This is a genomic window from Paenibacillus sp. SAF-068 (assembly GCF_051967555.1).
In the GTDB taxonomy this organism is placed as follows: Bacteria; Bacillota; Bacilli; order Paenibacillales; family Paenibacillaceae; genus Paenibacillus.
Genome location: NZ_JBQCJX010000003.1, coordinates 729,550 through 751,931 on the forward strand (window position 1 = coordinate 729,550; position 22,382 = coordinate 751,931).

Consider the following 22,382-nt stretch of genomic DNA (forward strand, 5'->3'; position numbering starts at 1 on the left):
CCTTTTACTAAAGGGGTGGGTTCTTTTTATGACAGTAGAAGAGCTTATATAGAATTCATTTATAATAGAAGAAATCTGTTTTTTACCAATAACTATTTTTGTAATTTGCGAGAGATTAAGATACAATAACGGTAAATACACAATGATCTAGAGGGTGAAGTTAGCTAATGAAACCGATTTATTCGAGAGCCCAATTGGGTTACATGAAGGCAAAGACACAGTTCGAGAAGCAGGCAGTCATTCTGGAGAAAAAGTTGGAAGATACACGTAAGACCGAAGAGATCTCTCAGGAAGTAATGGAAGGACTTGTACAGTCCACCGGTTTCCATGATGCGTATAACAATCTGGTTCTGGCTGAGAATGAATTGATTGAATGGTCTCATACTACGATGAAGCACGAGAAAACCTACCGGGAGAACAGACAACCAATTGACGATATGTATCTGAGATTGAACAGTGATCCGAATATGCGTGCTCAAATTATTGAGCTGGCGATGAAGATCCGCTAAATTATAGTCACTTATTTAAGAAGAGGGCCCTGAGGGCCCTCTTTTTTTATTTCAATATTTAAGATTTTGTCGCTTCATTGTGGAAAATAACGGGTATAAATAAACGTCTACATCATTCCTTACACAGGGTGATTTCAAAGAAAAGGTTATAAATTCAGCTGCATTAAAGGTTTTGAACCCGCTAGAGACCGCACTGCATCAATACATAAATAAGTTCAAAACTTTTTTTGAGGAATCCGCAACTTTTTGAAATCTGCTGCGTTTAAGATGTAGAGTCGAAAACATTGGGCAACTTACCAAGAATGACCTCGTGAAGAATCTTGTCTATTTATTAGAAAAAATTGCTTTACGGCACGAGAGACCCATTGTATAATACGTAGGTAGGATTAGGAAACTACTCTATTTACGTGTGATTCTATTATCTTGTTTACAAGTTTCTGTGATATGCTCACAGACATCATTTATATTAACTTGCTCAAAACTCTGGAAAGGGGGTGCAACAATATATGAGGAATACGAGCGACCCTATTAAAGAAAATTCTAATGTTATGAACGCCCAAGGAGGAGACAAAAAGGTTATGAAGAAAATTTTATCCGTAGCATTGTCTACAGCAATGGCATTCTCAATGTTTGCATCTGTAGCATTCGGTGACACAGCAGTTTCACCACAACAACAGTTTGATGCATTGAAAGCAAAAGGTATCTTCTCTGGTTATCCAGATGGCACAGCAGGTCTTGATAAAGACATGACTCGTGCTGAGTTCGCAAAAGTTATCACTAAATTGCTCGGTCTGAAAGAGATCACTGGAACTCTTTCTTACACTGACAAAAACTACACAGCTAAAAACTGGGCTGTACCTTACATCGAAGCTGTAACAGCTGCGGGTATCATGGAAGGTAAAAACGTAGAGAAAAAAATCTTTGACTTCAATGGTAAAGTGACAGTAGCTGAAATGGCTACAATCTTGACTCGTGCACTTGATCTTGAAATCCCAACTGAAACTAACAACAGTGCAGCAGCATGGGCTAAAGGTTATGCTCAAGCAGCGATCAACGCAGGTTTGATCGACGCTAACGCTAACTTCGCTGGTAATGCTTCCCGCGAGTTGTTGGTAGGTGCAGCATTCGCAATCGATCAAGCTCAAAGCTTGAAAGTATCTTCTTACACAGTAACTGAAGGTGGAAAAGTTGTTGAATTCAAAATCAGCGACGGCGAAACTGTAAAAGTAACTTTGGATAAAGCTCTCGAAGCTAACAAAGAAACTGAAGTGAAATTCACTTACAAAGATAAAGAGTTCACTGAGAAAGTTACTTATGTAGTAACTACAGCTACTAAAGTTGAAGCAGCTACTGCATCCAACTTGAAACAAGTAGTAGTAACATTCGATGGATCTGTTGAAGAAGATTCCGCAGAAACTGTAAGTAACTATACAATCAGCGGATTGTCTATTGAAAAAGCTACTTTGGGTGCTGATAAAAAATCAGTAACATTGTTGCTGGCTAACAGCAGTAACTTCGTTAACCAAAGACAGGCTTCTGTTGTAGTTAACAATGTTAAAAATGCTGATAGCTCCAAAACAATCAGTGGTACAGTTTCCTTTACACCACTTGATGTAGCAGTTCCAACAGTTGAGTCTGTTACAGCTTTGGGAACTAAAGCTGTTAAAATCAAATTCAGCGAGCCAGTTAAGTCTACTGGAATTATCTCCAGTAACTTCCGTATCGACGACAAAGCGATTGCAGCAACTGTGCAATACACTTATCCTGATACTGTAATCTTGGCAACTGAACTGACTGAAGGTACTCACACTCTGCGTGTAAGCAATGTTCAAGATTACTCTAACTTGACAATTGTACCTAACACTGTTGAATTCACTGCTGCTACTGATACAACTGCACCTGTAGTTGAATCTGTAACATCTAAAGACCTGAAAGAAGTTACAATCACTTTCAATGAACCAGTGAAATCTGTTTCTGGTGCATATGCTAACGTTTCATCTATCACTCCAGAGACAACTACTGTAAGTGATAACAAAGTAACTTTGAAATTCAAAAATCCGTTGAATGCTTCTGAAAACAACATTCGCTTGAATGGTGTTACAGACTACAGTGGTAACTCTGCAAACTTGGATGTTAAGGTAACACCTACGTTGGACACAGTTCGTCCAGTAGTAGTTGATACTAAATTCGAAGTTGAGAGTGGAAACTATGTAGCTACTCTGGTATTCAGCAAAAACTTGGATAGCTCATCTGCTCAAAATCGTGAAAACTACGTTCTGAGAAATGCTGCTGGTAACATTCCTACAGCTACTACTGCTGTAAATAGCAGTGGTAATCCAATTCGCCAACCGGCTCTTCAAGCTGATGGTAAAACAGTGAAAGTTAACTTTGGACCTACTTTGAACAATGAAACTTTTGCTTTGACTGTTTCCGGAGTGAAAGATTCGGCTACAATTGGTAACGTACTGCTTCCATACACAGTTTCCCTACCTGTAGGTCAGGCTTCTGAAACTGCAATCAACAGTGCTTGGAAAGGTATTGAAAATGGACATAACTATGTGTACGTTCAATTCAACCGTTCTTTGGCAACAGATGGTGCTGGTAGTGCGTTGAATGCTTCTAAATATTTGAATGCTACTAATAAGCAAATTGCAAAAACGGACAATGACGTTCAATTGATTACAGCTAACACTGTTCGTTTGGAAGCTACTAATTTGGATTCAGCTGAGTTTGCTGCTTTGACTAACTTGAAAGCAAACTACATTGCTGATTCAACTGGTACTTATCTGGCTGCTGGAAGTGGTTATACTACAACAGCTTCAGTTAAAAATTCCACCGATGCTGTTGCAGTAACAGGTGACATCGAAGTTACTGGTAAGAAAACTGTTGTTGTTAAATTCGACGGCCAAGTTTCTAATTATGTAGCTAGCGATTTCGCTGTTAGAAACGGAGCAACTACACTTGCTACTGGTACAAGTGCTACATTGTCTAACGATCAAAAAACGTTGACAATTACACTGAACAACAACTTGGATCCTAAATTCACAACTGGTTTGACATTGGTTCGTGTTGGATCAGGAACTGTTGATGCCTTTGGTAATGTTGTTACAATCCCTACTGGTAAAGAAGTACTGAACAACAAAATTGCAGCATCATTGATTGATACTGCTCCAGTAGTTGTTGCACAAGGTGCAGATAACAAAACTTTCCAAGTTTCTGTGAAATTCGATAAAGAACTTGCACTGTCTTCTGATAAAAATCTTATCAAAGGATTGTTGAAAGTAGTTGTCGGTGATCAAGAAGCTACTGTCGATGAGACTACAATTGCTAACACTGCTGATGCATCTATTCTCACTTTCACAGTTAATACAACTGATGCTGTAGCTGCTGGTGAAACAGTATTTAGTGTAACTTATGCAGGCGGTTCTGCTGCAGTCAAGGCTACTCCAGGTGATGTTAATGTCGCTGCATTCAGCGAACAAGGTACATTCACTGTTGCTCCTTAATAAATAATTTATTCAATGAAGGACTCCTACTTAAATGTAGGGGTCTTTTCTTTTTCATAAAATTGATATCGTTTATGAAGATGGTCATATGAATTTAAACAACATCGTAACTTTCTGCTCTCCCCAAACGTTTATACTATAAATCAACAAGCAACTTATGGGAGGTTTGGAAGTGAATCAAAAGAAAATGTTTGTGAGCTTGCTCGCAAGTGCAATGTTGATCAGTTCAACCGCTGGCATTGCTATGGCAGCGAGTACAACCAACAAAACGTCTGCCACCAGTTCAAATAGCAGTACATCGAAGAAAACGACAACAACAACGCAGAAGGTTGTACATAGCTTGGGTAACCTGTCAGCTGTTAAAGTGACAGCGCGAAGTTCCGTAAGATTAACAGATGTCAATATTTTGGCTCAAGATGATGGCAATGTGGTTACGTATACATTGTCTTACAAGAACAATGACAGCACCCCAATGATGATGCTCGATTACTGGAGCAAGGTAAAGACAAAGGGTGGAACATCGTTCTCGCCTAAACTGATCGCCAAAGATCAGGAAAAGAAAACCGTCGGGCCTGGATCAACGGTCGAGTTGACCTATGTTATGAAAGTGGGTCGCGAAGTGAAACTGAGTGATCTGAACTTTCTCATTGTGAAATGGGATTTCAGTCAAGCTAACTATGAACGTACGCTGGGTAAGTTTAACGTGCCCGCATCCTATAGCATTACCACACCTGTAGGTAAGCCAAAGACGGTTCGTCTAAGCGACTCTGCAGTAAAGGTGAAAGTATCAGGCATTAAAGTGTTTCCAGGTGAAGATAAGAAACAGTATGTGAAAATTGGTGTGAATTTAAACAATATCAGTTATAAATTACTTGAAAATCCGAATATCAAATGGATTTTGCGTACGCCAAGTGGTACGAACTATCCGCTAACCCCGGATAAAGACAGCACAAATGTCAGCATCCAGGCTCAAGCAAATAAAGCCCTCAGTCTGATGGCATCTCTTCCTACGTCAGTGAAGCTGCAAAAGTCTGAGTTGTTGCTGGTAGAAGAACAGGGTGAAGAGAAGAGTGTTCTGCCTGTTGCAGCATTGCAACTGCCTGAAGCGAGCAAAACAAATGTAGAGGTTGCTGCGAATCAGCCGAACATCATTTCTGTTGAAGGACAACGACTGTCCACACTGCTTGAATCTGCTAAAGTTCGAATTGATGATGGTGAGTACAGCCTTAACCTTCAAATGAAGCTTAAGAATGAAGGGAAAAAAGCTATTAAAGTGCCAACATATACCTTCGAGGTAAGGAATAACGACGGAACAGCCTATCCGATCGAAACGAAGGCACTGGATACATTAAAGTTAAATCCAGGTGATATCAAGACGATTAAGCTCAGTGCAACCCTTCAGGGTGATGGGGATACCAAAAAGATCAAGCTCTATGTAATGAGTCCGGTGGACAAAAATGAAAGTACAGAGTCAGCAACAGCTTCTTCTCCAACCAATGGGTTTGTTTTCTCCTATCCTGTAGGCGTCTACGCTATTCCTGAATCGGTATCTAGTGGAGATGGATTAACAACGGAGACTGTTATTAAGAACAATAAAGGAACGTTTGGTGTATCATTGGGATCACTGCAACGTTTACCGTGGCTGGATAGTGATATTATTGCCGCAAAAGTAACTATTCGAAATGCAAGTACCAAAACAGTGCAACTACCTGAACTAGAGGCAATGTTTACCATAGATTCTGCTCAGATTGAAGGCGACAAGAAACTGATCTACACTCAATCTGGAAAACTGTTAGGGGCTGGTATGACAACTGAAGCATACTTGTTAACCAAGATTCCTTCTGATCTGCGGATGTCTCGTCTTGAGGTTAGTTTGAGTGAGAAAGTGAGCGAGGAAGAAACGAATGAATGGATTACGCTGAACACATCCGGATTAATACAACCCGTTTCGTATGTTGGAACAGGCAAGACTTATACGTTGGGAATTGGTGATAAAGAGACGGAGATGGGTGTGCGCAGAACTATCCGTTATCCAGGTACTTCATCAGATATCGTATATACAGAGTTCGAAGTTACCAACAAATCGCTCCGTCAGAGTGGTCTTGGCAAACTTGTAGGTTATTTCAAAACAGCGGATGGCCAGTATTACCGTGCTACAGCGAAGCAAGCAGATAGTAAACCGGGTCCAGGCCAGAAATCGATTGTGACGTTCTGGGCCAAGCTACCGAAGTCTGTGACGTTTTCTGACCTGCGTTTAGTTGTAGGAGAAGGTATTGCCGATAACAAGTTTGTTACAGGTGAAGGCGAGGCTACCGCATATGTGAATGCTTTGGCATTTGAAGTACCGCCAACTTCGATAAGCGTACAGGGTTCACTCACCAATATTGATCTCTATCCTTACTCTTGGACTGCTAACAGCGTCCGTGCATATCTGGCGGGTAGCTCTTCCGTACAGATTGATATGAATTATAGCCTGAGTCGCAATGAGGAAATTGAGATGGGAGAGAACGAACATAAATTGATCTTAGCTATAACGGATCAAACTGGTAAAACGTTTGAGAAAGAAGTAACGCTTGGAACCGATCTCAAAGTCGGTAGCAATCAAACTTTGAACTGGAGTATTGAAGATAGTATTTATGAGAAATTACGTGGCGGTTCTTATCGCTTAACTGTGTATGACCAATTCCAAGGACAACGTATTCGTCTTGCAGAGCAAAGTTATGGATTCGACATTACCAAGCTGCCAAAAGAAGAATTTGAATTACCAACGTTTCCTACGAATGGGCTCTAATTATAAGAATCAGTACCATGAATACTTTATTAACCTCGTTTCCACCCCAATGGAAACGAGGTTTTGCTTGTCGCATCCCTATTTTTTCTCTATAGTTAAAGTTAATAGATTACCAGAGGAGGAAAATGATTCACATGAAACCTTATATGAAAGTATCCCTTGCTGCGCTCGCGATTGGTGTTGGCGTGTGGGTTGGGTCGGTATACAGCAATACAGCCATCGGTGCAGGTACAAGCCAGCCAGGAACAGCAGATGATCCGGTTGTAACGAAGAGTTATGTAGATCAGCAGATTCAAAAAGCATTGGGTGGCGGTGCTAGCACAGGTTCTGGTAATTCATCAGGTAACAATTCTGGCTCTACAGGAACCGGGAACTCCGGTAGTACAGGTGGCGATACTTCGCTTCCTCCACTGGTCTCAGGTGCTTCTGATGCCGTTGAGATCGTAACCGTGAAGCCGGGGCAACAGCTGATCGGCAAGTCTGGCGCGGAGTTCATTGTACGTAGCGGCAAGGCTGTGATCGTCAGTGAAGGTACGAATGGTGTAGCGGATCTGACGGACGGGATTGACCTGACGAATGGACAGGCAGCGCCGACCAATCACCTGCTCTCTTTTCCAAGAGATGGACGGGGGATCACGGTATTGGAAGGCAACAAATACAGCTTAACCGTAATGGTTCGTGGTGGATATACTTTGAAATAGGTTTTGCTTCTGTTAAAGGAATTATTCATTCGTCATACATTTTATTTGCTCAGATTACCCAGTTCTAACAAACATTAATACGGCTAGCATGCCTTGTTCCTGCTCACTCTATAACTGTTGACAACCAATTAACGGAGGTGCAGGAACCATGGCTAGAAGCAATCGCAAAGTGGTACCCGAAAGTCGTCAAATGCTGGATCAGATGAAGTACGAGATTGCTGCGGAGTTTGGTCTCAATGTGGGTTATGGTGGCAGAGGATTGGCTGGTGCGGATACAGAATTTGGATCTGAACTGGGTGAAGTGAGTGATCACTCTTATGGGCAATACAAAGGGTGGGGACATCTGACTTCCCGCGAGAATGGATCGGTTGGTGGAGAGATCACCAAAAGGCTAATTCGTCAGGCAGAGCAGCACTTATAGGGCATTTTCCTTACCCCGTTTCGTTTGACACGTCTTGACAAATACGTTAAGATGGCACTTGAGGTATGCAACCTTTTCCACTAGGGAAAGGTTGATTTTCGTTTGAGGCAATTACCTGAAAAATCCTTATCTTCGTAACTGCGGACCCAGGGTCCTTATTCCATGTTGGAAAGCTTCGAGGGTACAGTGAACGAATCGCTGTCATGTTTTGTTCGGGCAATCGCCATACTACTAGTTATGGGAGGTTGAAACTTCATGTCTGTTAAAGGCCGGCATCTATTTACATCGGAGTCTGTAACTGAAGGACATCCGGATAAAATCTGCGATCAGATCTCAGACGCCGTATTGGACGCGTTTCTTGCAAACGACCCCAATGCTCGTGTAGCTTGCGAAGTTTCCGTAGCCACAGGCTTAGTGCTTGTCATCGGTGAAATCAGTTCAGCTTCTGAATACGTGGACATTCCGTCCATCGTTCGTAATACAATTAAGGATATTGGCTATACACGTGCCAAGTTCGGTTTTGATTATAACACTTGTGCAGTTCTGACTTCTCTGAATGAGCAGTCTGCTGATATTGCCCAAGGCGTTAACGCAGCGCTTGAGAATCGTGACCCGGAACAAGTCGCTCGTGAAACAGAAAACATTGGTGCAGGTGACCAAGGTCTGATGTTCGGTTTTGCAACGAACGAAACACCTGAACTCATGCCTTTGCCAATCGCATTGTCCCACCGGATCGCACGCCGTCTGGCGGAAGTGCGTAAGAACGGTACGTTGGAATATCTTCGTCCGGATGGTAAAACGCAAGTAACGATTGAATACGACGGTGACAAGCCGGTACGTGTGGATACCATCGTTGTGTCTACTCAGCACGCTGAAGAGACTACACTTGCGCAGATCCAAAAAGACATCAAAGAACATGTCATCTTGCCTGTCGTTCCAGCTGAATTGCTGGATGAGCAGACTAAATATTTCATCAACCCAACAGGACGTTTCGTTATTGGCGGACCTCAGGGAGATGCAGGCCTTACTGGACGTAAAATCATCGTAGATACGTACGGCGGTTATGCACGTCACGGTGGTGGTGCGTTCTCTGGTAAAGATCCGACAAAAGTAGACCGTTCCGCAGCCTATGCGGCTCGTTACGTAGCGAAGAACCTTGTAGCTGCAGGTCTTGCAGACAAAGTGGAAATCCAGCTCGCTTATGCAATTGGTGTAGCCAACCCGGTATCGATCAACGTGGATACATACGGAACTGGCAAAGTCAGCGAAGAGAAATTGGTTGAGCTTGTGCGCAACAACTTCGATCTTCGTCCGGCTGGCATCATCCGTATGCTGGATCTGCGTCGCCCAATCTACAAACAAACTGCTGCATACGGTCACTTCGGCCGTACAGACCTGGATGTACCATGGGAGCAAGTGGACAAAGTAGACCTTTTGAAAGCTCAAGCAGGTCTGTAATTAGCTGACTGTACACTGATCTTCTAATGAAGCCCTTTATTCCGATATGGAATAAGGGGCTTTTTGCATCTTTTTACAAAATAAAGCACCATACATTTCCATATTATTAATTGAAAAACTCTCTCTGACCGACATAAATATAGAGGTCTGTATATCAGACAATTAGGATAATGAGAAGAGGGGGAAGGTTGGGTGTTTGTGAAAAAAATGGCCCGTAAGGGATTAGCTAGTCTTATGATTTTGATGTTAGTCACTCAAGGGATACTCGCCGGATGGGGAGGAGTAGAGTCCGCATATGCCGCCGATGAGTTGACGGGAAAAGGAATTAGCACAACGTCACCTGCTGTGAACGAACAACAGGCGAGTGGATCAGCACCACTGACGCTTGATTTTATTAAGCCAGTAAAGAAAATCGACACTTCTACAGAGGAAATTACTGTACGCCGAGTTCAGGATGACTCGATCGTAACAAAAGTTTCCGTAACGAATGCAGCTGTGACTGTCATTGCAGATGATGCAGCTATTGATGCATATTTGGGGAAACGTGTGCAAATCCAGCTTCCTGCTGCTCTGCCTGGAGGGTCATTCTATGTTATGATCGGTAGCCAGTCTTTCGTATATGGGGACGGTCAACCGGTTGAGGGATTGAATACAGAGTGGACATTCCGCACATCAGGAGTTAGTACAGCTCAATTAACTGGGCAGTCGCCTCTTAACGCAGCTGCGAATGTATCTCCTTCAGCCAATATTCAACTAACTTATGATCGGGCAATGAAGGTCGGTGCTGGCAAGCTCCAGATCTATCGTGGCAGTACATTATTGGAAGAGATTGATGCCAATTCAAACCGAATTAGTTTCAACACGGCGAGAACCACGGTGACGATTGATCCAGTGAACAATTGGGCGAATAACAGCACGATTTACATAGCAGTTCCGGAAGGTTTTTTGCGTGATGACTTGAACAATGATACGGGAGCCATTCAGCGAACAACATGGGGATTCAATGTAGTATCCGATCCCACAGCATTAACCGTATCCAGCCTTTCTCCTGCAAACGGAGCAACAGGCGTATCACTCACGAATGAGTTTACGTTGACATTCAACAAAGACCTGGACCGGAATTTTACTAGTTCAGCTACGGTTAAAAATGCAAACGGAGGGATTGTGGCTTCGACGACATTAATTAGTACGTCCAACCCGAGACAGTTGCGCATCATCCCGCAAACGACTCTGACAAGCAACACAACGTATACAGTTGATATTCCTGCAAATGTGTTCCGGGATCAGACGGGGAATCTGTTCACGGGTCTGAATGGAACCACATCGTGGACCTTTAGAACGTTGACTGTAGATACAACACCACCTGTACTGAAAACAGCCAAAATGTACAGCAATACGATCATCCGGTTAACATATGATGAGTTGCTCTCCAGTATTGATCCGTTTGCTTCCAGCTTCACAGTGACGGTTAACGGAGAGAACCGGAATGTAAGTTCTTCCTATGTTTCAGGAGACAGTGTGCATGTTGTTCTGGATACAGGTGTAGCCGTAGGGCAGGTTGTCCGCATTGCCTACGCACCGGGAACAGGAACACGTAAAATTCAGGATTTGTCTCTTAACGCGGCTCCGGCATTCGGAGCCAGAGATGTAGAGAACAGTCTCGATTCCATTATGTCGAAACCACGCGAAGGCACAGCTTATTACAATACGATCAGTCTGTACTATCCTGAGACCGTCTATATTAACTCCAGTGATGCGGTGAGACAATTCAGTGTTACTGCTGACGGGTCAGCGGTGGGCATCAGTAGCATATCCACCAATAACAGTTCATTGGTGACGCTTAATCTGAGTCGTTCCATCCAGAATGGTGAAGTGGTACAGGTATCCTATGCGCCAGGAACATGGCCGGTGAAAGACAGTCGTGGTCAAGCTCTTGCTGGATTCAACGGGTTCTATGTACGTAACAGTATTGATACGAAACCACCTGAGTTCAAGAGTGCAGAAGTGAGTGGTACGACGATGTGGATCAGATATAATGAGCCGCTGAGCCGGACGAATAAGCCACTCAAGAGCCAATATTCCGTATTGGTAGATGGTAAAGCTGTATTTGTCAATGATTCCGAGATTGAGGATGATCTGATTACATTGACGCTGGCCAACACCGTTGCCAGTACTCAAAACGTAACCTTTTCCTATGTGCCAGGCACCCTGCGGTTAACCGATCTAAACAATAATCCTGCAGGATATGTTAATCTGGCTCCAGTAAAATATACCTTTGGTAACGGGAAAATATTGTCGGCAACTCTTCAAGGGGACAAAGTATATATTAACTTTAGAGATGTACTTCAGGCTCAAACGGCTCTAACGGCTTCACAGTTTAGTGTGCAGCTTGGAGGGACGACAACGAATGTTCTGAATGCTTCCATATCGGGTTCAATTGTGACTCTTAATCTCTCAAACTCGGGAACAGCAGGACAGACAGGTACGGTGAGCTATACTCCGGGAGCAGTTCCGCTGCGAGATGCGTTGAACAATACCATTACTGCGTTTGGACCACTTCCCTTGCAACAAAATGGCAGTAGTTCGACAGGCAACCAGACGAACAGTCGGCCTTCATGGCTTACAGAACAAGACTCGTCAAGTTATGGACAAGCATTGCTTGTGATGAGCACAGATACGGCAGCTACAGCTTCGATGATGTCACGAAACAATCGCTCTACTCGTCAGTTCAATGTAGATGGTACCAAACTTTTGCAGGCCTTCCAGTACGCAACAACAACTGGCAAAACAACACAACCTGTTGTATTTGAAGTCCCTGCCAGTGAATCTTCCGCTTATGTAGGATTCCCGTTGAACACATTGGCTCAGGTTGCATTAAGTAACCGTACAGGTTCAATTGGTGTCAAATATGGTGATCGTCTGTGGATGGTCCCACTATCTAATTTGGATGTATCCGCAATGAGTCAAGCTGTAGGGGGAAACACAACCACCACCGATGCCTCTTACTTCTATGTACAGGTGGAGACAGTTCCTGTCTCCAGTTCAGGAACGATCGACGGAATGCTGGCGGTTGCTGGAGCACAGAAACTTGGTAATGTTACAGACATCTACCTCTCTGCGTTTAGTGGCAATACGAATCAACGGGTAGAACAAAATATCAAAAGCCAGCTGGCGATGCAGTTGCCTGTAAACACACCTACAGCGACTTCAGGGTTTACGTATATTGATCCGACTACACTGATTCTGGCGAATGTGCCGCATACGTTTGCGAGTACAACAGGAGGAGTGGTTGTTAAAGGACAACTGAACGGTAACCAGACCATCGTGCCTGTCACTCATTCCGTGAGTTATCAGGATACCTCCAGCCATTGGGCAGGTGCAGTCATCAAAGAATTGTCGTCCAAATGGATCATTGGGGCCACGAATGGCTCCTATTACGGACCTAATCAGAAAATAACACGTGCCGAGTTTGCCGAATTGGTAGCGAAAGGTCTTGGTTTGAAAGGAGATCAGACTGCTGCACGTCGTTTCCGTGATATTCGTGGAGGAGATCTGACCAGTGCCTACATTGGTGCCGCGGCAGAAGCCGGCATTATTACAGGCAACACGGATGGTACATTCAAACCGGAAAGTGAAATTACGCGTGAACAGATGGCTCTCATGATGGTTCGGGCGATGAGCTACGGTGGGAAGACAGTCTCTCTGCAATCCTCTGCTACTTCGACATTGTCCAAGTTCAAGGATAGCAATAAAATTCAGTCCAAGGATTCTGTTGCCAAAGCAGTGCAAGAGGGAATTATTCAAGGCATGACAGCGAGAACATTCGAACCCCAGGGAAACGCGACTCGCGCTCAGGCAGCAGTCATGTTGAAACGGGTTTTGGATAAGTTGGAATATCTATAAATTAATAGGGACACTTCAAGGAAGCGCATTTCTTGAGGTGTTCCTTTTTATTGAGATGTGAAATTGGAGTTCTGTTGTGCTGAATCAGGCATAGACGAAGTCTATTTTTTGATTAGTTTAACTACATACTAGAAACGTGTGAATCGATTAACCAATATATACCTCAATCTTGGCTGTGGGCGTAACTTTTTCCACTAAAAGCAGTCTATTAATAGAAGAGTATACTAGAGATCTCGCTATCTGCTGCCTACTTGGCAGTGTTCGTGATGTCTAAGATTGATATACAAGATGGGAGAGACGTTTCAGACATGCTGGGGAATCATGGGAAACAGCTGGAAGACGTTAAGGGCAGTAAGGTGAAGAAATGGGCAATTGTGACGCTGGCGGGTGTGATCTGGATTGCACCGGTGATGAGCACAGGTGGGCAGATCTGGTCAGGTACTTCATGGCAATCGGTGGCCGCAGCAGCATCTACGAATACAAGCAAGTTGAGTGAAGAAATTCTGACTTCGGGTGCGAAGCTCATGAAATACAGATATACAACAACACGTTCCGGTTCCAAGGTCAACGTACTGGCGGATGTGATCCAGGTGGATCTGCAGAACCCGTATGTGAAGCTGGATGTAATGACAGGCAAGGGCGGTAATCTGAACAGTAAACAGAGCACAGGTGCCATGGCCAAGGAAAATGGTGCTGTAGCTGCTGTGAATGGTGATTACTTCAACGTATCCGGGGAGCTGGCACCAATCGGTGGACAGGTCTCTGATGGCGTACTGGTGTCCACACCTTCTGAACTATCGGGTATGTATGCCCTCACAGTGACCAAGGATGGCAAGCCGATGATCGACGAGTATTCATTTGACGGAACAGTGAAGGCTCAGGATGGTTCAACCTTTGCTTTGCGTGGGATAAATAAAGAGGATTATACGGTAGAGTCAGGTGCGGTGAAGTATAGTCATGCCAACTCAATGTATATTTATACACCGGCATGGACGTCCACCAAACGTCCGAATGACCCTTCCACAACGCCAACAGAGGTTCTCGTGCAGAACGGAGTAATCACCCAGATCTCGGATAAAAAAGCACTAGACATGACGGTGCCGCAGGATGGGTACATTTTGCGTGCGCATGGAACAGCGGCGACATGGATCATGAGCCATCTATCCGTGGGGCAAACCTTGGATGCGGATTACAAGCTGAAAGCCAAAACAACCGGGCAATCGGTTGATCCAAGTAATCTGGAGATGATGATTGGCGGTCATACCATTTTGGTGAACGGTGGCAAGGCAGCTTCCTTCTCCCGGGATATCGCTGCGTCCGGCATTGGCGGTATTCGTGCAAGAACGGCAGTAGGCTACTCTCAGGATGGTCGATATGTCTACATCATTGCAGCGGAGAAAAACAGTAACAGCAGCGGGATGTCACTGACGGAACTGCAATCCTTTATGACCAGCGTGGGTGTCTGGAAAGGCATGAACCTGGACGGAGGCGGCTCCACAACGATGGTAACACGTCCGCTAGGGGAGCAAACCGCCGGTCTGACGTTCAACACAGAGTATGGCACCGAGCAACGTCAGGTCGTAAACACGCTGGGGGTGTTCTCTACGGCTCCTGCAGGTAAACTGAAGGGCTTTGCCGTGAGTGGCAGCCAAACGTTGCTGGTGGGGCAAGAGGGCAAGTACACAGCCAAAGGATATGACACCTACTACAACCCGATCGCAACAGGTGATATCAGCATGTCCTGGAAGTCCAGCAATAACGGCATCGTGAGTGTCAGCAACGGCACAATCAAAGGCGTGAAACCAGGCACAGCAACGCTGACGGCAACGAGCAATGGAGCATCATCTTCCATTAAAGTATCGGTACTCGGTGGAAGTGAATTGGCTTCCCTGACAGCAGGATCGGGTCTGGGTTCGCTCAAAGCGGGCACAACGATGTCCATTCCGGTAACGGCAACAACAAAGAGCGGACAAAGTGTGACGGTTCCGGCGGACTCGCTGACATGGGAATTTATCGGGTTCAAGGGTAAAGTGACGGCGGACCAATTAACCGTATCTTCCGTCAATTCTGGTGCACAAGTGGGATATGCAATTGGTCGTTATGATGGGTACAGCACAGTAGTAGTACTCTCTGCTTCTGCAAGCGAAACGATCTGGGAAAACTTCGAAAATGTGAATTATCCGATCAACTTCACAACGAATGCAGCGGGTGTGACCGGTTCGGCAAGCGTTACGGCAGGAACTGGTGAGAAAGCCGGCTCCAATGTGCTGCAGCTCGGTTATGATATGACTGCGGGTACAGGCAAAATGTATGCTTATGCACAACTGAACGGTTCCACTGGTAAAGAGGTATCTGCAGCAGCGACATCGATGTCGATGGATGTTATGGGAGATAAGAGCCTGAACTGGCTGCGTGCCGAGTTCACGGATGCCAAAGGCAAAACGGTATATGCCGATCTCGCCAAGGCGATTGACTGGAACGGGTGGAAGAAGCTGAGCGTGGACCTCAACGGACTGAACATTGCCTATCCGGCGAAGCTGAAGCGAGTCTATGTGGTGAACGTGGAAGAGGGTCAGGATGAGCGTGCGAAATCAGGTACGGTTGCCTTTGACAATATCGCATTCACGATGCCTTCCAAGTCCAGTGAAGTTGGATTGCCCACGGGTACTGCCTCGCTTGTACTTGGACAGAAATCGATGACGGTGAATGGAACGAAAAAAGCAATTGATGCAGCACCAGTCCTGAAAAATGGTACGACGTATGTGCCAATTAAACATGTTTTGGATGCTTTTGGTGGTCAGGCAAGCTGGGATAGCAAAAATCAGCGAATCACGGTATTACGTGGTGGGAAGCTGATTGATCTGGTTGTAGGGCAGAAAGAATTCATTCTGAATGGCAAAAGACAGAGCGCAAGTGTTGCACCATACGTAACGGGTGGTAGGACTTTGGTCCCACTTAGACTCGTTTCCGAGCAACTTGGACTGACTGTAAAATGGGAACAGAAAACGAAGACCGTTACCATCTCATCGTGATATGGTATGATATATACCGGAAACGATAGAAATGGAGTCGAACAAACGTGGATTTACAAGCCGATGCCATAGACCGCGTCATTAAAAACGCCATACAAGTCATGGAAAACAGCAAATATCAAATGTTCGAAATTATGGACTCGACTCGCGATGAGCTCAAAACACTCAACGAGGAGTTAAAGTCGGTATTGAAGGAGACGGCGGAAACGATCGAGAAAGTAGATCAATTGGAGCTGAACTACCGCCGTTCCCGGATCCGGCTGACGGAGGTTAGCCGCGACTTTGTCCGTTATTCCGAGCATGATATCAAGCAGGCGTACGAGAAAGCAACACAGCTGCAGCTGGATCTGATGATTTATCGTGAGAAGGAAATGTATCTGAAGGCCCGTCGGGATGATCTGCAGAAGCGTGCCAAAAATGTGGAAGCATCTGTGGAGCGTGCCGAGACTATCGGTTCGCAGATGGGTGTTGTACTCGAATACCTGTCAGGTGAACTGGGTCAAGTGACCCGGATCATCGAATCTGCCAAAAATCGACAAATGATTGGTTTGAAAATAATTTTGGCCCAGGAAGAAGAGCGGAAACGTATTGCTCGTGAGATTCATGACGGGCCTGCGCAGATGCTTGCCAATCTAGTGCTTAGGACGGAAATTGTAGAAAGAATGCTCATTAAGCAGGATTTTAAGATGGTCCAGGCCGAAATAGTAGATTTGAAAGGCCAGGTTCGTTCCAGTCTTGAAGAAATGAGAAAAGTTATTTTCAATCTGCGTCCTATGGCACTGGATGATCTGGGACTGATTCCAACGCTTCGGAAGTACGTGCAGGATTTTGAGGTAAAAACGAAAATCCGGTCGCTTTTTGAAACACGAGGTAAAGAACACCGTTTATCTTCCGCGATGGAGGCTGCGATCTACCGCCTTGTGCAGGAAGGGCTATCAAATGCTGCAAAGCATGCTTATCCCACTTATGTTGTAGTGGAGATTACATACCAGGCTCAGCTCGTCAAAATTGTCGTTCAGGACAATGGGCTTGGGTTCAAACCGGAGCTTCTTGCAAAGAAAAGCAAGGATCATACCCACTTCGGTCTGATTGGGATGAGAGAACGGGTTGAACTGTTAGAAGGAAGAATAGAGATTGAATCCGGAGAAAATCAAGGAACCAAAATAGTGATTCATATCCCGACAAACGTGGATAAGGGAAAGGAGTAGCAGGATGATGGAAAACCGTGATACTGGTAAAGCATCAATTAAAGTTCTTTTGGCTGATGATCATCAGCTGTTCCGTGAGGGACTGAAACGCATTTTAAATATGGAGGACGACATTGAGGTCATCGGCGAATGCGGCGATGGTATTCAAGTGCTCGAATTCTGCAATCAGGATAAACCTGATATCGTATTGATGGATATCAACATGCCGATTGAAAACGGGGTTGAAGCAACGGAGAAGTTGCGTGAGCTGTTCCCTGATGTCAAAGTGATTATCCTGTCCATTCATGATGATGAAAGTTATGTGTTTGAGACGCTTCGTAAAGGGGCTAACGGATACTTGCTGAAGGATATGGAGGCCGAGTCTCTGATCAATGCGATTCGTTCCGTGCATGAAGGACATGCATTCATTCACCCGAAAGTGACTGGCAAACTGATCATGCAGCTGCGTCGTATGACGTATCTTAATGAAACAGGGGCAATGAGTGAAGGAGCTTCGAAGGAAGCAGGCGTTAAATTTGTCGCTGGCGACAATAACCCGCTCACACGTCGTGAGGCTGAAGTGCTTCGCTTAATGGCAGAAGGCAAGAGCAACAAAATGATTGGTGAATTCCTGTTCATCAGTGAAAAAACAGTAAAAAACCATGTCAGCAGTATTCTGCAGAAGATGGAAGTGGACGACCGTACACAAGCGGTTATCAATTCGATCAAATATGGTTGGGTTACGCTCTAATACCTTATGTTTTGAGTAAAGCAGTATTTTAACGGTAAGTCAGTCCATTGGATGATTCAACCTTGACGAAGTATAGATTGGTGTTCACTCGCGCCCTCTCCAGAATGTTGGATTGGTCTGCGGGTTAATGGACTTTATCACTGCACATGAGCAAAGCGTAAGGTTATGCGGAACATATGTTCAAGCTTAGGCGTGAATGAATGACCTGGCCTGTCTTTCTTCGTCCGGTGTCGATCAGCGTGGAATATGAGTGATGGGAAGTGCAAGTGTAACCCTTCAGGAAGTACGGCATATACTGTCGTATACAGGGATGTTCGCCATGGGTGAGCATGACCTTCCGAGGAGGTGCAGTTGCCATGGTTGCTCATCTGACTATGATTCTGCTCATATACTTCCTGGCGGCAATGGCCGTTCATGCCATGCACCAGCGCCATCTTTCCCGTCCGGAACCTGAAGGTTTCGAGCAGATCCTGCTCATCCCTTCCAATCAGGCAGGGCGGATCGAAGGCATTGTAAGAGCGCTTTGCCGGGAATTGTTATACCGTGGAAAGAGCTTCAGATTAACCGTTGTTGCTGATCGTACAGAAGCGGAAACGATTACGATTATTGAAAGACTTATGCAAAGGCAAGGTCTGGAGACATCTTATCTGTCTGCTGTCCCTGCTGATATTGAACGGATAGCAAAGACCGATCACACTTTTCGGCTGATTGATTTGCGTGAGTCTGAGCAATAAATCATCATGTGAACGGAAAATGGGATTAACATTTCACAGATCTACAGTGAAAAGATTACAGCAGAAGCTGTAGTCTTTTTTTGTAATTGTAGCCAAGTCTGCTTTTAAATTAAAAATGGGTTTTTATGCAATCTATGGTTATTGCCTGGGTTTGAGGAGTTTCTGATCATGGAAATAAGATTTTCGAAGTCAGAACTCTTAATTTAAAAGTATAGACGATAGAGATTGGAAAAAGTTTCGCAATTTTATAGAAAGATTCTGGTTATTAGAAGAATTTTATGATGCGTGACTAACCTTGTGCTGTGAAGATTCAATTGGTATAGTGATAAGTAGATTGATCATAAGAAGATGGAATATGGACATGAAGCACATGCGCCGGCGAACAGCCGGGTTAGCATGTGCTTTTTTTGCGTTCGGAAAAATTACGATAGGGGAGGAGAGTTAATGAAGGTTGCCTTATATGTGTGCCGTGCAGGGGACGGGTGGAGCATGGTGTTATCACTCGATATTCGTGTGGACGTGGCCTGGTGGCTAGAGGGAGGAAGTGGGCGACATGTGCTGCGCTGGTTGCTGTTAGATCAGGCGTTGCCGTTAAGTCAGGCATCCTGGTTGGTTGAACATTTTGAGATGGAGCGAGGCATGGATCAGTGGGGCCAGTGCGAATGGCAGAGTTATTTTGCGCGGAAGCTGGATGTATATGAACTGGCCTCGGGGGAAGTTGAGGCGAGAAAAGGTACAGCGGGCAAAGCGGGGAGTGTCGCTGCGCGTCGCATTCAGGTAGGCGGGATGTCAGAGCCGTATCCCGCCGGGCAGTGGGCTCAGCTGGAGCGGGACGCGGCCCTGCTGGCTGAGCGGATCAGCGGCCGCCAATTACTGGCGGCCGAAGCGGAGGCGTTGCTGGCGGATACCGCCCAGCCGCCAAGGGAGTGGCGCGCGGCTGCGCAGCTCGCGCGCTTGCACGGGCGGCTGAGTATCACAGCCGCCCTCGAAGGGCCTGCCACGCGCCGTCGGCACGCATGGCTTGGACGCGCGCGGAGCGCGCCCCGCTGCCACCGTTGTGGCAGCGAAGCCAGGCAGCGCGTGCCCTGCGCTGCCTGCGGCCTGGCGGCGTGCGCCTACTGCGAGGCATGCCTCGCGCTAGGGCGCAGCCGTGCTTGTGCGCTGCTGCTACGCAGTGCAGCGCACGGGGCCGTGCCACGGCGCGGCGAAGCACCGCGTGGCACGGCCATGGCCCCCACCGGCGGCAGGATCGCCCGGTGGGGGCTTAGCGCAGCGCAGAGCGCGGCAGCAGCCGCGGCGCTTGCGTTTTTGGCCCGGCCACCCGCAGGGGATGGGCCGGGGCGGTTCTTGCTGTGGGCCGTGACCGGGGCCGGCAAGACCGAGATGATATTCCCTCTACTCCAACATACATTGGATTGTGGTGGACGAGCGTTGGTCGCTACGCCGCGCAGGGATGTGGTACTGGAACTTGCTCCGCGTCTGGCCAAAGCCTTTCCGGACACCTCGCTCGCTACCCTTTACGGAGGCAGTGACGAACGTTGGAAAGACGCTCAACTGACGCTCGCGACCACACATCAACTGATGCGTTTTTATCAGGGGTTTGACCTCGTGATCATCGATGAACTGGATGCCTTCCCGTACCATAACGATCCCATGCTCGCTCACGCGGCTGCCTCTTCCTGTAAACCGGATGGCAATTTCGTCTATTTGTCTGCTACACCACCAGCTCGGCTACAGAGGGAAGCAGCGCAAGGAAAACTCACTCATGCCAAAGTGCCAGTACGTTTCCACCGTCATCCTTTGCCTGTGCCAAGATTGATCAAGATGGTTACCGTTGCTGAATGTATTAGGAAACGAAATCTTCCTTCTGCTTTGAAAACTAACATCCAAATTTCATTGAAGCGTGACGCCCAGGTATTTGTGTTTGTGACACGCATTGCCCAGATTGAGGCGTTTGTGAATCTGATGCGTCATACTTTTCCCGGAATCCATATCGAAGGAACTTCATCTCAGGACCCCGATCGGGCTAGCAAAGTTACAGCTTTTCGTGAACGCACAATTCGTCTGCTCGTAACCACCACAATTCTGGAGCGTGGCGTGACCATTCCGCGCAGCGATGTATTTATATTGGATGCAGACAATGGTCTCTTTGATGAAGCTTCACTGGTTCAGATGGCGGGCAGAGCAGGGCGTTCCAAGGACGACCCGGCGGGTAGAGTGGTTTTCGCATCATCTCGTCGGACACGTTCACAGGTGAAGGCCGTTGCACAAATTCGGAAAATGAACACGATCGCTCGTCGCAAAGGCTACCTGCATCCGCCATCCCAGACAAATTGTGATCTGCCTAAATATATGAATTAGCATCCATATTTCAAAGTACACACAGCGTATATTTCCTACATACCATTAGATTCTCCAGACCAGATTGGAGGTTTACACCATTATGTTCAACTGGCTCAGCAACATCACCGACCAAGCGCAGCATCTTACCCAGCGCCTTCATCATCTACTCGCCCCACCGGGAGCGACTTGTCTGACATGTGGCACTCGCGCGATCCTGTCTCCAATCTATCCAGGTATATGCCCACGCTGTGTGCAACAGATTCCATGGATTCGTTCCATCCGCTGCCTGCGTTGTGGTCGTGGCGTAGGATGCCCGGACTGTTCTCGTCCACATATGCAAAACCGTTCTTTTATCCTCAACCGCAGCGCCGTACAGTACAACCCTCTTATGAAAGAATGGATAGGCATGTACAAATTCAGGGGTCATGAAAGATACGCGCCGCTCTTAACCGCGCTGTTGATTCAAGCATTTCAAGCGATGAGCGAGGAACACATTTCTACGTTGGCAAAAGAACCCCTAGCCCCCGTGGCTCACCTCGCCACGCCTGCTCAACAAACGAAGCCGCAATGGCAGCCTGACGCGGTCACCTATGTTCCGGTGAGCAGCGAGCGCCTGGCCGAGCGCGGCTTCAATCAGGCGGAGCGGCTGGCTGCTGGGCTTGCCACCGCTTGCCGCCTACCTATCGTTGATCTGTTGCAGCGCCAGATCAACACCACCAAACAAAGTTTCAAATCACGCGGTGAGCGTATTGAAACGATGAAGAACGCTTTTTCCATCAACCCCGAAGGCATACAGTTAATTAAAGCACTATACAGGGAATCTCATCTGACAACACAAAAGGGCATGTCACATGTCAAACCCATACAGATCCTGCTGATCGATGACATATACACAACAGGTAGCACCTTGGACGCTTGTGGCGGGGTTATCCTAAATGCTGGTTATTCCATGGGGATTCCAGTCGAGATTTACACGTTGACACTGGCAAGATCCTAGAAATGAATCCTGAATAATGAATGATTGCCCAGCATCCTTCAGTCACTTT

The 22,382-nt window shown here is 46.2% G+C and carries 15 protein-coding genes; 13 read left to right on the top strand and 2 right to left on the bottom strand.

What is annotated here, in order from left to right:
* Nucleotides 1–167: 167 nt before the first annotated feature.
* The 12 genes from ACTHPG_RS20880 (at nucleotide 168) to ACTHPG_RS20935 (ending at nucleotide 21,354) form a co-directional block, all read left to right on the top strand.
* Nucleotides 168–509 carry a hypothetical protein gene (locus ACTHPG_RS20880; RefSeq protein WP_017691958.1) on the top strand — a complete coding sequence of 114 codons (342 nt, stop codon included), beginning with the start codon at nucleotides 168–170 and terminating at the stop codon, nucleotides 507–509.
* A gap of 506 nt (nucleotides 510–1,015) precedes the next feature.
* Nucleotides 1,016–4,015: an S-layer homology domain-containing protein gene (locus tag ACTHPG_RS20885; RefSeq protein ID WP_440391339.1), complete on the top strand. Its 3,000-nt coding sequence runs from the start codon at nucleotides 1,016–1,018 to the stop codon at nucleotides 4,013–4,015.
* Between the two features lie 172 nt (nucleotides 4,016–4,187).
* Nucleotides 4,188–6,806 (top strand): hypothetical protein, encoded by a 2,619-nt coding sequence (locus ACTHPG_RS20890; RefSeq protein ID WP_440391340.1) that lies wholly within the window; start codon nucleotides 4,188–4,190, stop codon nucleotides 6,804–6,806.
* 134 nt (nucleotides 6,807–6,940) lie between these two features.
* Nucleotides 6,941–7,507, top strand: a complete 567-nt coding sequence (locus tag ACTHPG_RS20895; protein WP_301880100.1) for a hypothetical protein — start codon at nucleotides 6,941–6,943, stop codon at nucleotides 7,505–7,507.
* Between the two features lie 148 nt (nucleotides 7,508–7,655).
* Nucleotides 7,656–7,928 carry an alpha/beta-type small acid-soluble spore protein gene (locus ACTHPG_RS20900; protein WP_017691962.1) on the top strand — a complete coding sequence of 91 codons (273 nt, stop codon included), beginning with the start codon at nucleotides 7,656–7,658 and terminating at the stop codon, nucleotides 7,926–7,928.
* A gap of 255 nt (nucleotides 7,929–8,183) precedes the next feature.
* The gene (metK, locus tag ACTHPG_RS20905) at nucleotides 8,184–9,386 is read left to right on the top strand and encodes a methionine adenosyltransferase (RefSeq protein ID WP_339305360.1); all 1,203 of its coding nucleotides are present in this window, start codon (nucleotides 8,184–8,186) and stop codon (nucleotides 9,384–9,386) included.
* A 192-nt stretch (nucleotides 9,387–9,578) separates the two neighbouring features.
* Nucleotides 9,579–13,289 carry a SwmB domain-containing protein gene (locus tag ACTHPG_RS20910; protein WP_440391341.1) on the top strand — a complete coding sequence of 1,237 codons (3,711 nt, stop codon included), beginning with the start codon at nucleotides 9,579–9,581 and terminating at the stop codon, nucleotides 13,287–13,289.
* Nucleotides 13,290–13,597: 308 nt separating this feature from the next.
* Nucleotides 13,598–16,321 (top strand): stalk domain-containing protein, encoded by a 2,724-nt coding sequence (locus ACTHPG_RS20915; RefSeq protein ID WP_440391342.1) that lies wholly within the window; start codon nucleotides 13,598–13,600, stop codon nucleotides 16,319–16,321.
* Nucleotides 16,322–16,368: 47 nt separating this feature from the next.
* A complete protein-coding gene (locus ACTHPG_RS20920; protein ID WP_307541774.1) occupies nucleotides 16,369–17,529 on the top strand; it encodes a sensor histidine kinase in 1,161 nt (386 codons plus the stop codon).
* A 7-nt stretch (nucleotides 17,530–17,536) separates the two neighbouring features.
* A complete protein-coding gene (locus tag ACTHPG_RS20925; protein WP_026081439.1) occupies nucleotides 17,537–18,259 on the top strand; it encodes a response regulator transcription factor in 723 nt (240 codons plus the stop codon).
* A gap of 356 nt (nucleotides 18,260–18,615) precedes the next feature.
* The gene (locus tag ACTHPG_RS20930; RefSeq protein WP_440391343.1) at nucleotides 18,616–18,993 is read left to right on the top strand and encodes a hypothetical protein; all 378 of its coding nucleotides are present in this window, start codon (nucleotides 18,616–18,618) and stop codon (nucleotides 18,991–18,993) included.
* Nucleotides 18,994–19,437: 444 nt separating this feature from the next.
* On the top strand, nucleotides 19,438–21,354 hold the full coding sequence (locus ACTHPG_RS20935; protein WP_440391344.1) for a helicase-related protein: 1,917 nt from the start codon (nucleotides 19,438–19,440) through the stop codon (nucleotides 21,352–21,354).
* Nucleotides 21,355–21,364: 10 nt separating this feature from the next.
* Here the strand turns inward: ACTHPG_RS20935 and ACTHPG_RS20940 are convergent, their stop codons facing one another.
* Both ACTHPG_RS20940 and ACTHPG_RS20945 read right to left on the bottom strand, forming a co-directional pair.
* On the bottom strand, nucleotides 21,365–21,499 hold the full coding sequence (locus ACTHPG_RS20940; protein WP_440391346.1) for a hypothetical protein: 135 nt from the start codon (nucleotides 21,497–21,499) through the stop codon (nucleotides 21,365–21,367).
* The gene (locus tag ACTHPG_RS20945) at nucleotides 21,500–21,670 is read right to left on the bottom strand and encodes a hypothetical protein (protein WP_440391347.1); all 171 of its coding nucleotides are present in this window, start codon (nucleotides 21,668–21,670) and stop codon (nucleotides 21,500–21,502) included.
* On the opposite strand from ACTHPG_RS20945, the gene ACTHPG_RS20950 reads away from it, so the two are divergent.
* Nucleotides 21,671–22,333 (top strand): ComF family protein, encoded by a 663-nt coding sequence (locus tag ACTHPG_RS20950; RefSeq protein ID WP_440391349.1) that lies wholly within the window; start codon nucleotides 21,671–21,673, stop codon nucleotides 22,331–22,333.
* The last annotated feature ends 49 nt before the right edge of the window (nucleotides 22,334–22,382 follow it).